Source organism: Anaerotruncus colihominis (assembly GCF_010206195.1).
Lineage (GTDB): Bacteria > Bacillota > Clostridia > Oscillospirales > Ruminococcaceae > Anaerotruncus > Anaerotruncus colihominis_A.
On the sequence record NZ_VIQT01000013.1, the window covers coordinates 1 to 12957 of the forward strand.

A 12957-nucleotide genomic window follows, 5' to 3' on the forward strand; every position below is an offset into this window, starting at 1 on the left:
TGGGCATTTTATAGACCCCCGGCGTATCATCTGCACACCCCACCGCTGGGACGCTTTCCTCGGCTTGACCCGTTAGGGCAGACTTCCGCCGACTTCTGCGCGCTCTCGGACACAGTGCGTCTTTGCGCTTGCACCATGCCCGGCGCAGTCTTAGGGCAGGCGTTTCAGGGCGTTACCCCGTCATTCCACCTGTCGGAATATCAGTTCTATGAAACTGATTTGTTCTCGAAACTCCTTTCAATTTTCATATATTTTTCTCAGCTTCACGCCTAACCTTTTCAGTTAGGAACGTGTCGCACYGTTSGCAAACTCGTCCAGAATCATCCTTACATGAACAGGCAGCCGCCCGCCGTATTTATCATCGGCCCGGTCACAAAGCAGGTTGATAAGCTGGCTTTGTACCATTGCCAGAATGAAATTAAAGGTGGTGTCCGTGTCCGACATAATCAGGAACAGCGCCGTTTTCTCGTCCCCGATGGTGTCAAGTTCCAGTTCGTCGTCCTCCATCAGCTCCCGCACCTCGCGGATGTCAAACGGGGCCATTCTCGCGCCCGCGCTGATAAGGATAGAGGAACGTGTCTTGCCCGCCGAAAGCAGGAATTTTTTATACTGCCGGACGGCAAAATGGTCGGGGTCGCGTTCCTCCAATCGCTCAAACATCATATCCACCGGCGATTGAAATTCCGGGTCGTCCTCGCGGGCTTCGCTGGCATTTATCATTTCAAGCAGCGTCGTGAAGTTCATTTCTTCCTCCGGCGCTTCCTGCCAGATATAGCCGATCAGGGCCGTGTAGAACAGCCGTTCCGATTTCACCCAAAAATCTTCCGCGCTTTTTTCGCCCTCGCCCTTAGTGTTGCAGATCAAGGTGTTTACCAGCTTCAACACGTCTTTTTCCGAGTGCAGATACCGAAACGGGTTGTATTTCATGCTCTTTTTGAAGTTGATGGTATTGAGAACCTTGATTCGGTACGGCTCATAGATGACCTTCCCACGGGCGTCCCGCATGGGCTTTCCGTTCTCGTCCAGCTTGGGGGCACCCCGCCGCAGCATGGTCCCCACCTCGGACAAAAGCTGTCCTTTGGGATCGGTGACCACATAGGAGCTGTGCATCTGCATGAGGGAGGGTTTGACGAAGAACCGGGTCTTGCCGCTGCCGCTGCCGCCGATGACCAGGATGTTTTTGTTCCGGGCATACTTGGGATTTTTCGGGCGGCTGGACATGGTGAGCTTTTCCGTCTGAGTCAGAGGGATGTTCCAGTCGGGGACCGGATCGACATAGGGGGCAATATCCGCCGCCGTGCCCCACCGGGCGCTGCCGTACTCAATACCCTTGCGGTATTTGCGGGCATTTTTCCCTTTGGAGTACACCGCCAACCGGACGATGACCGCCCCGGCGATGCCCACCAGCAGGTCCAGGGGATGCAGGCTTGGCGTTGCATAAGAAAACGCCTCTGTAAAGCCCTGGCTCAAATGCAGAAACTTTTCAGAGGCGTCAAGGCCGGGCGCAAGGCGCACCGCCTGGCAGAGCTTATCAAAGAGATAGACAAACAACAGATACGGGAGATTGAGGATGAGAGCCTTTTTCAAGTCAACCGTCATAATTCCACACCCCGGTCTTTGGTCTTGACCTTCTCCCGCTGGCGGTGCTGGGCTTTGGCCTGCTGCTTCGCCTGGTCCAGCTCCTTGCGGATGGAGGGCTTTTTCTCTTTCTCTAGGTTCTTTGCGGAGAACTCCCGAAAGGCCGCCGTGATAACGTCGGCATCCCGGCCCTTGAAAAACACCAGGTAGCGCGGTATCTCGCCGCTGGTGTCTTTTTTCAGAGCAAAGTCAATGCCGTACTTCTTGGCCGTGGCGGAAAAGGCCCGGATGTTCTGGTCGGTGATCTCGATGTTGGAAACGCCGGTGTTGTGCTTCATAAGCTGCCGGAGGGTCTGCTTTCCGTGGTGCAGCTTGGTCTTATGGCCGGTCACGCCTTTCTGCATCTCGTCCAGTACCTTTTTCATGGCCTGTTGCAGCATCCCGGCGGAGAGCTTGGTGACCTCCACACAGAGGGCAACGGTGCGCTGGGTGACTTCTTCCTGCATGAGTCATCATCTCCTTTCTCCGCCGCCGTACAGGTCGTGGTTCACCAGGGACGCATAGTAGCTGTCGATGGTGGCCGGGGCGTTATACAGGGCAGCCAGCAGATATTTCTTGATGTTGCGGACATAGGTGGTGTTCTCCCGCATACGGTCCAGCACATACTCGATGTGGGAACTGTTCAGCTTCAGGAACCGGGATTTAACTACCTCCGCCGGATAGTCGTCCCCGGCAATGCGGATCGTCTCTCTGCGGGAACAGACGGTGTCCACCATGAGCTCCACCAGCTCGTCCAGACGGTCACGGTCCATGTGCTCGTTCTGTGCGAGGATGTCATACTCGATGTTCTCCAAAATCAGTTCCCGATAGCTCTCTCGCTCCCGCATCCAGTCCGGTCCGATCCGTTTGGCCCCTGCGGGGGTTTGGGGGCTTGATTGGATAGGATTTGATCCTTCCGTACTTGGTGAATCAGTATTTTGTTCTTCAGGATTTCTTTTCTCTTTATTTAATTGCGGCCGGCTTTCCAGACATGGGTTATCCTTATCCGGGTTTTCCGTATCTGGACAAGCCGTATCCGGCTCGCCCTCACACGGCTGGCCCGTGTCCGGGGAATGGGGTGTCTCGTAGATAACATACTCCACATCCACAATCTTGCCCTTGCTGTCCCGCAGACGGTTGCGGACTATGTATCCGGCTCGCTCCAGCTCCTTCAGGGCGGAGCCAATGCTGTCCGTACCCTCCTTGCAGATTTTAGCCAGGCCCCTGGTGGTGTAGTTCCAGTCCTCCGGCAAGGACAGCATCATGGAGAGCAGCCCTTTGGATTTCAGCGACAGCCCCACGTTGCGTAGGTGGTGGTTGGACATCACTGTATAGTCGCGGGTTTTCTCAATGCGAAATACCGCCATGTTATCACCTCCTTTCGGCGGTTAGGAAAAGTGTTTATTTTCGAGGAAAATACGGCCTCTACGCCGCCCGGATAGCCCGGAGGGGAGCCTCCATAGGCGGCAGCCTTTTCAGTAGTTTTAGAGAAGAATAAACGCTGGATATTAACTCTATTTCAGCACATTTTCGTGCTGCATATTGCTTTTGTCCTACTTTTAACATATACTGTGTAGTAAAAGGAGGCTGGGCTTATGGGTAATTCTACTACTAATATTAGCATCCGAATGGACTCTGAATTGAAAGCACAAGCTGACGAACTATTTGCAGAACTCGGGATGAATTTGTCCACGGCATTTAACATCTTTGTACGTCAATCAATTCGTGATGGAGGAATTCCGTTTAAAATTTCATTGAACCATGTTGATTATACTAAGCCACAGAATTTAGAATAAAAATTATGACCACAGACTCTTTTCTGTGGCCATAATAACAATAAATTTAGAGAAGATTGTATTGAAATCAATTTCTAAAATGGAGGGATAATATGCCTTTGGATATTGTGCGCGGACGGATTTCCAATGTAATGGCCACTAAAGAACTCATACCAATCATTGAGAAATTAAATGCCCAAAATGATGCAACGCTGTATTTGGGATATCCGCTTTCCGCTAATGCAGAAAACACTGTTACTGTTGATGCTTTATTTGTCAGTAATAAAATTGGTATTGTTGCCTTTATATTTACTAAGTTAGAAAATTTAGATGAAATTATTGAGGAACAAGGCGAACTATATTTCCAATTAACAAACACTTTAACACAGTATCCGAACTTAAGAAAAGGACGTTCATTAGCTGTAGATCCCCATGTTATTTCAATTGTGCCTGCGCAGATGGACGGCGAATTAGAAGATGGATATATCCTTTCCACATTTGATGATTTGCCAAATGCGATTGATGAAATTCCAACATTCGACACAAAGTATTATAAAGTTTTAGTTGAGTCGTTACAAAGAATAGCTAGCATAAAACCTAGGAAAAAACGCGAAAATGTCAAAAACTCGGGGTCAAAAGGAGATATTATTAAAAAAATAGAAAAGGAGATTGCTAACTTAGATCATTGGCAGAAAAAAGCTGCGTTAGAAATTGTAGATGGACCTCAAAGAATTAGAGGTTTGGCTGGTTCTGGAAAAACTATTGTTTTGGCTTTAAAAGCGGCATATTTGCATTCACAATTTCCAGAGTGGGATATTGTCGTAACTTACTATACGAGAGCTTTATGGCAACAATATCGAGACTTAATCACAAAATTTGTGTTTGAATTTTCTCGAGATGAGCCTAATTGGGATAAATTGCATTTGTTTCATGCTTGGGGTTCACAATCTGAACAGGGGATTTATTCTGAAATAGCTCGTTCCATTGGGCAGGTTCCTGTTAATTTTGCAAATGCGAAATTAAAGTACGGACGAGAGAAGGCTTTTTCAGGTATATGTGACGAGTTGAATCATATTTTACCGGATAACTATACTCCTCTATATGATTTATTATTGATTGATGAGGCACAAGATCTGCCCGCTTCTTTCTTTAAGCTGGTATATAAATGTGTTAAAAAGCCCAAGCGTATCGTATGGGCATATGATGAATTGCAAAATTTGAGTTCTTCGATTATGCCTTCCATTGAAGATATGTTTGGTACCGACGAAAACGGAAAATCTTTAGTTGAATTGAAAAATGAGCAAGATGAGCCGATGCAGGATATCATTTTACCTGTTTGCTATCGAAATCCGCCGTGGGCACTTGCTTTAGCACATTCTTTAGGATTTGGTATATATAGAGAGCAATTGGTTCAGCATTTTGATACGCTGAATCTATGGGAAGATATTGGTTACAAAAAGGATAAAGGCTCTCTGTCTTTTGGTAAGAAAGTGACACTATCAAGAAAGCAGGATGCAACACCTCCTTATTTTAATGACTTATTAGACCCTAAGGATGTAATTATAACAAAGCGTTTTGAAGATGTAGACATGCAGTATGACTATGTTGCGCAACAAATTAAGAAAAATATTACTGAAGATGAACTTGATCCGGATGATATTCTGGTGATTTTCCCTTCCGTTATTTCCGCTAAAAGTCAGTATCAAAGATTTGCACAGCATCTTGCGAGATATTCAATATCTTCAATGCTCGCTGGTGTAACCAATGATCGTGATATCTTTCGAGTTCCAGGGAGTATTTCTTGTTCTGCAATATACAGAGCCAAAGGAAACGAAGCGCCAATGGTTTATATTGTAAATGCAGACTTTTGTTACGACGGTATTGAATTAATTAAACTGAGGAATACACTTTTTACAGCCATTACACGTTCTCGTGCTTGGGTTAGAATATGTGGCGTTGGCTACGCTATGGATGGACTCATTGAGGAAATAAACAAATTTATTACTAAGAACTATGTTCTTGAATTTAAAATACCAACAAAAACTGAAATGGCTAGGTTAAGAACTATAAATAGAGAGCGTTCAGCGTCTGACACTAAGAAAATCGAAGAAGCACAAAAGGGCGTTCGCACCCTTCTTGAACTAGTAAATCAAGGTGATTTGGATGCATCCCAAATTCCAGAACTGAGTTCTCTTGTGAAATTGTTTTTAAGTAGTAAGTCAGATGGTGATAACGTCGATGAAGAGGATGAATAAACATGTAGAAGACACTCGCGATCAAATAATTAACACTTTACAGATTTTGCATGAATGTGGTCTATCAAGGATAACAAAAGATATAGCCGTCGTCTGTAATCAGGATACGGAAATTTTAACTTGGGATAACCATGTTCCGGGGAGACATAATGCTGGCAAGTCGTTTACAACATTGAACCAATATATTTCAATTTATGAGACTGGAGCCTATCACTGTATTCTCTTTGACGGATCAATTATTCGAGTATTCTTCAAGTTTCGGAAAAACATATTATTACAAGAAAGCTTATTGTACTGGCCTTCCCCTATTCTAATTCCTGAAGAAGATGTCGATGAGTTAGGAATCCGTGAAGCAGTAAATATGTATTTTTCAGATATTGATATGTTAAATAGTAAAGTTGCCATGCGAAGTCCCTTCAGATACGATTTTGATTCATCAAATATTAGCGAGCAGCATCCTGCAACACATGTTCATATTCAGCATGCAGAATGTAGAATTAGTGCAAAGAGACCAGTGTGCTTTAACACTTTCATTAAATTTATTTTTGCAAACTTCTACCCAGAAGAATATCCGTCAATATTTTCTGATTTACAGCCGCTTCATTATTCAGGATACACATCTTTTGATAAGGCCATTCTTTGTCTTTAATGTTCTTTAAATAGTGCGAGCCATAGATTTGCAGTTTATGGCTCGCACTATCAGTTATTTAGTTTCGCTTCCCAGTTCCTCCATCGCCAGCCAGTCCTCAAACGACTTTCTGGAAATGCGGATCGCATAGCCGATGCGAATTGTTTTGAACTCTCCAGAGTTCACCAGACGGTATGCAGTGGATTTTGCAATTCCAAGGATTGCGGCAATATCATCCACGGTGTAGGTTCTGTTGCTCGGCAGCTTCTTTTCCTGCGATGTACTCATAATTTTGGCCTCCCATTTTTCGTAGGCATTTTGACTATGCCTATCTGGTTTTCCTTGTGGCGAAGGGGCTTTCTGCCATCATCCGTGCTAAGAATTTGCTAATTTGACATTCTGAACAGGCCGTAACAAGGCGGCATTTTACGAAATTTTGTGCAGATTGACCAGTAACCACACAATGTCATAGCGAATCAAAAGTAATGGGAAGTTATGATGGGTATATCGTACCAAAAGAAACGCCAAACTCCTAAGCGGTAGGTCGGAGGTTCGAATCCCCTCAGGCGCGCCACCAGGCAAGGGCCTGGAGCCGTTTCGCGCTCCAGGCTTTTTCTTATGTCCAAAGCAAATGCCCGCGTCCGGGGTGGTTCCAAACTGGGCAGGCTTTCCAAGTTTAAAAGCTGCGTTTCAACTTGGGAATCCAAGTCAAAACGCAGCTTTTTTTGTTCCTTATTTTTTTGCACGAGAACGCATCTGTCTCAGGCTCTGGCCCTGTATATGACCTCCAGCTGTGAAAAAGTGATATCCCTAGCGTTGTTTGTATGATTATAATCTTTGCGTTTATACACTTTCTCCACCTTAAATTTTACAGTATCCCCTATCCGGAACCGCTGCCGCTTCTGCCCCCAATCCGCCAGCCAATGATTTTCCTTGGGAATTGGTTCCGCACCCAAAAGCGAGGAAGGCAAAAGCCCGTCGATATGATAATAATGCTCGCCTCTTTTCTCGCTGTAATACACGCCCGAGATATCCGCCACATAGAAATTTTCCCTGAAACAGACTGGATTTTGTTCCTGGGGCAGGCTACCTAAGGAATAGTATTCATCCTGGTCCACATTAAACCGGTCGTGGTCAAAATTTTCCTGTATATAGCGGATGTGAGGTTCAAAACACCACCCGCAGAACTCATCGCTCAAATAACGGTACAGTTCCTGCTGTGTATACATGGGGAGAACATTCCGATCATAAAGATAATCAACATAAAATGCGTGCGAGGCATATGTGCCGAAAAAAACGCTGCGCATCCGCAGGCAGTGGCCTTTTTGCCGTTCGCTTATCAGCGCATGGACCTTTTCATTTAACAGGCAGGCCATCGCGGCCTCCAATTCGGTAACAGGGCCGTTTAGGGAGTCCAACATGACATGGCAGCCCATGCAGCTCATCAAAGCGTGAGACGGGGAGCGGGGATCCAGTTGAAACTTCATGCCTAAATTCATCGCTCTGGCGATCGTCTCTTCTTCCTCGCTGTTCCATTCGTTTGTGTCGTCTGTTTCAAACAGCCCTTCCTGCGCAGCGCTCTGATCCTTCAGCCGGAGAAGGACCTGACGCAATGTTTTTTGAATATCCTCGGATAATTTTCGATTCCAATCAATAGCTGTGCGGTTGTATCGAATATATCTTATATGCCTGTAATCAGAGGGAACGTCGTCCGGTTCGGCAGTCAGAATAACCACCTCTTTTTTCAGCGCATGAGCGATGCCCAATTCATAATTGACATTTGGGTTTCTTCCGGTGACATCCGCCAGCACGATTGCTGCATGATAAATGGATTGGTTGATGTCATCTATAATCGGCCGGTTATTATAAATCTCATCCGCCCGCAAAGGCTCCAGGCCCATCGCTTCGATCGCCGGCGCATAAACCCTCTTGTAGAGTTCATCAAAGAGATCTCCAAAGGGCATAATTACAAAACAAAGATTATCCATCTGATCATCTCGCTCATAAAATTTTTATCATACAAATTATAGCAAAAAAGATCGAAAAAGAAAACCCTCTCCCAAGCTTTATAAAATGATCTTTATTGACATTGGGCGGACAAAAATATCCCCTGCGCCGGGATCGGTTATCATATCTTGGGGCTTTGCCCGTTTTTGCGCGGCATAGCCTTGTACCCGCCGCCCCAATATGGTAAAATTATTATATAGCCGCCGCCTGTCCGGCAACCCACCGGGATGGTGGCAAAAGAATGAAAAGAAAGCTGGCGAATAGCTGATGAATCAGAACGTATTGAATGAAATTGCCGCAAAAACGCGTGAGCTGATGAATGCCCCGACTTGCAGCGCTGAAACAAAAGCGGCCGCGCAGAAATGGCTGGACGCTGTTGGGACGGACGCGGAAAAAGCGGAAACGCAAGCGTATATCAAGGAGCTGGAAGCGGATATTATGCCGATTGACAATTTGATCGGCTTCGCCGGGTCCGAGGCCGGCGCGTCCTATTTCGGCGCGGAAAAGGCCGCTCAAATCCTTGAACACGCAAAACAGATCAAGGCTGCCGGCGCACGGTATTGCGATTGTCCCGCCTGCGCGATTGTCGCGCAAATCCTTGAAAAAAAGGACGCACTCTTGGCATAAACAGGCGCCGTCCTCCTTTTTTGCGGGACACGGTATCACACATGGCCAAAACCGAAAGCCGGATCAGGGCATGAACGCCGGGCGGCCGCAAGCATCTGTTTGCGGCCGTCCTTTGTACAAAGAACCTGTATTCACACCGGAAAACGCCGTCTTGGCGGCTATTTTCCCGCCATACCGCGTGGATTCCTTTTGAAATACACGCATATTCCTGCAGGCAATCCGCTTGTCTGGTGAAAAAAATGCTCGCCAGGCCGCCACTTTCCGATATGAATACAGGCTCAAAAATCTGGCCGATATGGGAGGGGAGCTATCTAAAGCCATGCATTTGAAAACTTTTGAGCAAAACGGTCGGGTCATCGCGCTGATTGACAGCGACCAGCCGTTGATCACGGACGCCGCCTCCGCGCTTGGGCTGCTGGCGGACGTCCGCTATGAAACCGGCGCAGACCGGATTGCGCTCAACCGGCAGGCGCTTTCTGAATCGTTTTTCATCCTGAGCACCTGCCTTGCAGGCGAGGTCCTTCAAAAATTTATCAACTACCATGCCAAGCTCGCTGTTTACGGCGACTTTTCAGAATATACCAGCAAGCCCCTGCGCGATTTTATCCGTGAAAGCAACCGCGGAAACGATATTTTTTTCACCGCCACCGCTGACGAAGCTGTTAAACGGCTCGCAGGCGTGCAATGAAATGACTGTACAAAAACAGGAGGACCTGATATGCAGATAACGGAGGAGCTGATCCATGCGCTCGCGCCAAATGCGGCCGCGCTCGGTAACGCCAAAAAAATCGCGGCGCACGGCGATTTTATCAATCTCAGCAAGTCGGAGGACGGTACATTTTTATGCGGCGACTGCAAAGGCAGCGGCAAAAACCCATACCACACCTCGGCCGATTTTATTGATCCGGCTGCGCCGGTGCTCCGGTGCAGCTGCCCAAGCCGTCAGATTCCCTGCAAGCATGCGCTCGCCCTGCTGATGGAGGCGCTCGGCGGCCGGACATTTGAGCCATGCGAAATTCCGGATGATATTTTGGCCAAGCGCGGCAGGCTGGAGCAGCGCAAAGCGGCCAAGGCCGCCGGTACGGACACCAAATCCGCGCCGAAAAAGACAAATGCGGCCGCGCTCGCCAAAAAAATGCAAAAACAGCTCGAAGGGCTTGCGCTTGCCGACCGATTTGTAAGCGATGTGATGACCAGCGGCCTGGCGGCGCTTTCGGGCGGTTCCATACAAACCTATCGTTCGCTGGCCAAGCAGATGGGCGACTATTATCTGCCCGGCCCGCAGGCGCTTATCAACGCCATCCTGCTGGAACTGGAGGCGTTGCAGGACGATCCCGCGCGCGAGGAGGACAGCCGCCGCCGGACCATCGAAATTCTTGTCCAATTACACGCCACCACCAAAAAAGCCCGCGCTTTTTTGCAGGGAAAGGTCGAGGGCGGCGCCGTCAGTATGGAGGATTCGACGCTGTACGACCGCATCGGCTATATCTGGCAGCTTTCGCAGCTCGACGAGCTTGGCCTTTACCACGACAATGCCGCTCTGGTGCAGCTTTCCTTCACGATTGAATTTGACACGGCGCGCGCCGAATACATAGACACGGGCTATTGGGTCGAGCTTGCGACAGGCGCCGTCTATAAAAAGGAAAATCTGCGGCCGCTCAAGGCAATCAAGTACATCAAACAGGATGACACGGTGTTGCAATGCCTGCAAATTCCGCGTCTGTATCTTTATCCGGGCGAATTAAACCGCCGCGTGCGCTGGGAATCGTTCACATCGCGGCCGCTCACGCCGGCCGACTGCGCGGCCATCCGCGCGGCGGCCCGGACCGATCTGGCCGCCGCGGTCAAGGAGGTCAAAAACCAGATCAAAAACGCTCTGTCTGAAAAGACGGCTGTCTGTCTGATCGCCTATGAGCAGATTGGCCAGACGCAGGGCGTCTGCGCGCTGCGCGACCGTACCGGTGCTACGATCGAGCTGTGCGGGCGCGGTTCCCCGTCCGCCACGGCCTGTCTGGACTGTCTGCCCGACGCCGGTCTGCTGGAAAACCAGGTGCTTGCCGGCAGGTTTTTTTACGACGCCAAGCGCGGGCGTATCCTGCTCGAGCCGCTTTCCATTGTCTGCGGCGACCGGATTGTGCGGTTGAGCCTTTGAGGAAGGAGTGTATATGAAATGGCTTTGTCCCTTTTGAAGGAATTGCAGGAACGCCTGCACGCGTGCGCCATTGCCGGGTTAAACGTCATCGGCGAGGATTTCCGCCTGACGCGGGCGCTCGAGCAGCTCGCGCAGGCACAGGCGTCCTCGCCTGTGCTCGCGCGCATCTATCAGCTCGCCGCGCCGCTGGCCGATCCGGCCTGTGACGGCAAGGCGTCCGCGCTGCTCGACGCGATCACGCTTGTCGACGCCGTCGTGCTGACGCAGGCCGGCTGCGGCGTACAGGGCGAGCTGGAACCGATCGCCGTCAACTGTCCCGGCGTCGATTCAGGCGCGCGCTACAGCGAGCTGTCGGCGCTTTACACCGCCCTGACTACGCGCGGCAGCGGCCGCTATGAAATCCTCCGCACGGCTCTTGAAGAAAACCTCCCCGCGCTGCGCGACTTTCGTCTGATGGAGGCGCTCGCCGGCGCGCTCGGCGACAGCTACAGCGAGATCGCCGACCTGGCCGCGCGGGTTCTTTCCGACATGCCGCAGGCCGTGCCTTTGCTCAAGCGCGGGCTGGACCCGGCAAGCAAGAAAAAGGACATGGTCCGCCGCATCGACATCATTCAGGCGGCAGCCGGAGCGCGTGAAAACACGCTTTACCTGCGTCTGGCCGAGGAAGGCTCGACCGCCATCCGGGAAGCCGCCGTGCGCGCGCTGCGCCACGACCCGGATAATATCCCGCTTCTGATCGCATATGCCGGCAAGGGAAAGGGCGGCGTTCGTTCCGCGGCGCTTGAGGCGCTTTCCCAGATGCGCGGGGATCAGGCCGACGCTTTCTGGCTTGGCCGCCTGACAGACGCCAATGTATCGGCCGATACCCTTGATCTGGTGTATGAGACGAATTCGGATCTTGTCTCGGACGCCGTGGCAAAACTGCTCGTCCGCTTGGCCGATGAGGCGGACGCCGCCGGCCCGCAGCCATGCCCTCAGGAACGTGAAGCATATGTGCACAGCCTGCTGCGCGCCATCGTACATAAAACCTCGCCTGAGCTGTTCGCGGCGCTCAAGCGGTTCGGCGCATCGCCGGCCATGCGCGGCGGCGGATATATCAGCGCCGAATACATGAGCCGGATCATACACGGCATGTTCGGCGCCGCCAATCTGCCGCCCGCCCCATTCACGCCGCTGATGTCCGTCAACTTTCGCCTGATACAGACAATGCTGGCCGATCCGGCGGCGGCCGGCCCTGTGCAGGCGCTTTACAGCCGCTGCGGCGAGCCATACCGGATCGCCGGTTTTGCGGCGGCGCTTCTGACCGACACCGACGCGGCTTATGACGCCTTCGAACCGTTCTTTGGCGATCCCGGGCAGTCGGAACCGCTGCTGTGGGTGATGCGGACCCTTTATTATAACAGCGAAACAGGACGCATCGGCATGGCGGTTGAAACCAGCCTGCGCACCTTCACCGATTCGCTTGGTATCCGCTGGCTGCGCATGATTTTAAAATACGGCCACTGGAGCCAGGCGCTTGGCCAACCGTACTCCGGCCGCAGTAATATGGTTCCAAGCTGGTTTTCCCGCATTGTCAATCCGCATGACGCCGAAAGCTGCGCGCTGCTGCGGTCGTATCTGCTCGACCGGGTTGGAAAAAGCGGCGCGGGCTTTGAAACGCTCTATGACCTGCGCCACTGTGGGCAGCAGGATTTCAGCGGCCTGATCCCGCGGACGCTCAAGGCGCTCAGCGACGCGGAGCGGCGCAGGGTTAGGCGGTATACTGCCGCCGCTCAGTACGACGAATTCCCCATGCCGGAGCAGACAAAGCAGGCGGAACTGACGCGGCTTCAGGCGGAATGGGCGCGCCGGTGAACAATCTGCGCCGCGTGCAATCCAAAAAAACAGAAAGGACGA

11 protein-coding genes and 2 pseudogenes are annotated in these 12957 nt (G+C 50.6%); 8 read left to right on the forward strand and 5 right to left on the reverse strand.

What is annotated here, in order from left to right; translation table 11 throughout:
- A partial coding sequence (locus tag FMM72_RS17045; protein WP_207710339.1) for a hypothetical protein occupies positions 1-273 on the forward strand: 273 nt, incomplete at its 5' end.
- Positions 274-300: 27 nt separating this feature from the next.
- On the opposite strand, the pseudogene FMM72_RS10110 reads toward FMM72_RS17045, so the two are convergent.
- The 3 genes and pseudogenes from FMM72_RS10110 to FMM72_RS10120 all read right to left on the reverse strand — a co-directional run.
- A pseudogene (locus FMM72_RS10110) lies at positions 301-1599 on the reverse strand (VirD4-like conjugal transfer protein, CD1115 family); the annotation flags it as partial.
- On the reverse strand, positions 1596-2084 hold the full coding sequence (locus FMM72_RS10115; protein WP_162221355.1) for a PcfB family protein: 489 nt from the start codon (positions 2082-2084) through the stop codon (positions 1596-1598). The gene FMM72_RS10115 and the pseudogene FMM72_RS10110, both read right to left, overlap by 4 nt.
- A 6-nt stretch (positions 2085-2090) precedes the next feature.
- The gene (locus FMM72_RS10120) at positions 2091-2984 is read right to left on the reverse strand and encodes a DUF6017 domain-containing protein (protein ID WP_162221356.1); all 894 of its coding nucleotides are present in this window, start codon (positions 2982-2984) and stop codon (positions 2091-2093) included.
- A gap of 228 nt (positions 2985-3212) precedes the next feature.
- On the opposite strand from FMM72_RS10120, the pseudogene FMM72_RS10125 reads away from it, so the two are divergent.
- The 3 genes and pseudogenes from FMM72_RS10125 to FMM72_RS10135 all read left to right on the forward strand — a co-directional run.
- Positions 3213-3374: pseudogene (locus FMM72_RS10125) on the forward strand (type II toxin-antitoxin system RelB/DinJ family antitoxin); the annotation flags it as partial.
- Between the two features lie 131 nt (positions 3375-3505).
- The gene (locus tag FMM72_RS10130) at positions 3506-5647 is read left to right on the forward strand and encodes a DEAD/DEAH box helicase (protein WP_162221358.1); all 2142 of its coding nucleotides are present in this window, start codon (positions 3506-3508) and stop codon (positions 5645-5647) included.
- A complete protein-coding gene (locus FMM72_RS10135) occupies positions 5640-6296 on the forward strand; it encodes a DUF2290 domain-containing protein (protein ID WP_162221359.1) in 657 nt (218 codons plus the stop codon). The genes FMM72_RS10130 and FMM72_RS10135 overlap by 8 nt, the downstream gene beginning before the upstream one ends.
- Positions 6297-6350: 54 nt before the next feature.
- Here the strand turns inward: FMM72_RS10135 and FMM72_RS10140 are convergent, their stop codons facing one another.
- Positions 6351-6563: a helix-turn-helix domain-containing protein gene (locus FMM72_RS10140; protein ID WP_162221360.1), complete on the reverse strand. Its 213-nt coding sequence runs from the start codon at positions 6561-6563 to the stop codon at positions 6351-6353.
- Between the two features lie 473 nt (positions 6564-7036).
- Entirely contained in the window at positions 7037-8263 is a 1227-nt protein-coding gene (locus FMM72_RS10145; protein WP_162221361.1) for a hypothetical protein, read from the reverse strand.
- A 286-nt stretch (positions 8264-8549) separates the two neighbouring features.
- On the opposite strand from FMM72_RS10145, the gene FMM72_RS10150 reads away from it, so the two are divergent.
- The 4 genes from FMM72_RS10150 to FMM72_RS10165 all read left to right on the forward strand — a co-directional run bounded on the left by FMM72_RS10150 (position 8550) and on the right by FMM72_RS10165 (position 12915).
- Positions 8550-8909, forward strand: coding sequence for a molecular chaperone Hsp90 (locus tag FMM72_RS10150; RefSeq protein WP_162221362.1), 360 nt, complete (start codon positions 8550-8552; stop codon positions 8907-8909).
- A 319-nt stretch (positions 8910-9228) separates the two neighbouring features.
- Complete coding sequence (locus FMM72_RS10155; protein WP_160209885.1) at positions 9229-9597, forward strand: DUF4180 domain-containing protein; 369 nt, start codon at positions 9229-9231, stop codon at positions 9595-9597.
- A 30-nt stretch (positions 9598-9627) separates the two neighbouring features.
- On the forward strand, positions 9628-11061 hold the full coding sequence (locus tag FMM72_RS10160) for an SWIM zinc finger family protein (protein WP_162221363.1): 1434 nt from the start codon (positions 9628-9630) through the stop codon (positions 11059-11061).
- An 18-nt stretch (positions 11062-11079) separates the two neighbouring features.
- A complete protein-coding gene (locus FMM72_RS10165) occupies positions 11080-12915 on the forward strand; it encodes a HEAT repeat domain-containing protein (protein ID WP_162221364.1) in 1836 nt (611 codons plus the stop codon).
- Positions 12916-12957 lie beyond the last annotated feature (42 nt).

What these genes read in the sequence shown, in the direction of transcription:
- FMM72_RS10115 (WP_162221355.1), bottom strand. Translation starts at nt 2,084, where the DNA reads ATGCAGGAAGAAGTCACCCAGCGCACCGTTGCCCTCTGTGTGGAGGTC.
- FMM72_RS10120 (WP_162221356.1), bottom strand. Translation starts at nt 2,984, where the DNA reads ATGGCGGTATTTCGCATTGAGAAAACCCGCGACTATACAGTGATGTCC.
- FMM72_RS10130 (WP_162221358.1), top strand. Translation starts at nt 3,506, where the DNA reads ATGCCTTTGGATATTGTGCGCGGACGGATTTCCAATGTAATGGCCACT.
- FMM72_RS10135 (WP_162221359.1), top strand. Translation starts at nt 5,640, where the DNA reads ATGAATAAACATGTAGAAGACACTCGCGATCAAATAATTAACACTTTA.
- FMM72_RS10140 (WP_162221360.1), bottom strand. Translation starts at nt 6,563, where the DNA reads ATGAGTACATCGCAGGAAAAGAAGCTGCCGAGCAACAGAACCTACACC.
- FMM72_RS10145 (WP_162221361.1), bottom strand. Translation starts at nt 8,263, where the DNA reads ATGGATAATCTTTGTTTTGTAATTATGCCCTTTGGAGATCTCTTTGAT.
- FMM72_RS10150 (WP_162221362.1), top strand. Translation starts at nt 8,550, where the DNA reads ATGAATCAGAACGTATTGAATGAAATTGCCGCAAAAACGCGTGAGCTG.
- FMM72_RS10155 (WP_160209885.1), top strand. Translation starts at nt 9,229, where the DNA reads ATGCATTTGAAAACTTTTGAGCAAAACGGTCGGGTCATCGCGCTGATT.
- FMM72_RS10160 (WP_162221363.1), top strand. Translation starts at nt 9,628, where the DNA reads ATGCAGATAACGGAGGAGCTGATCCATGCGCTCGCGCCAAATGCGGCC.
- FMM72_RS10165 (WP_162221364.1), top strand. Translation starts at nt 11,080, where the DNA reads ATGGCTTTGTCCCTTTTGAAGGAATTGCAGGAACGCCTGCACGCGTGC.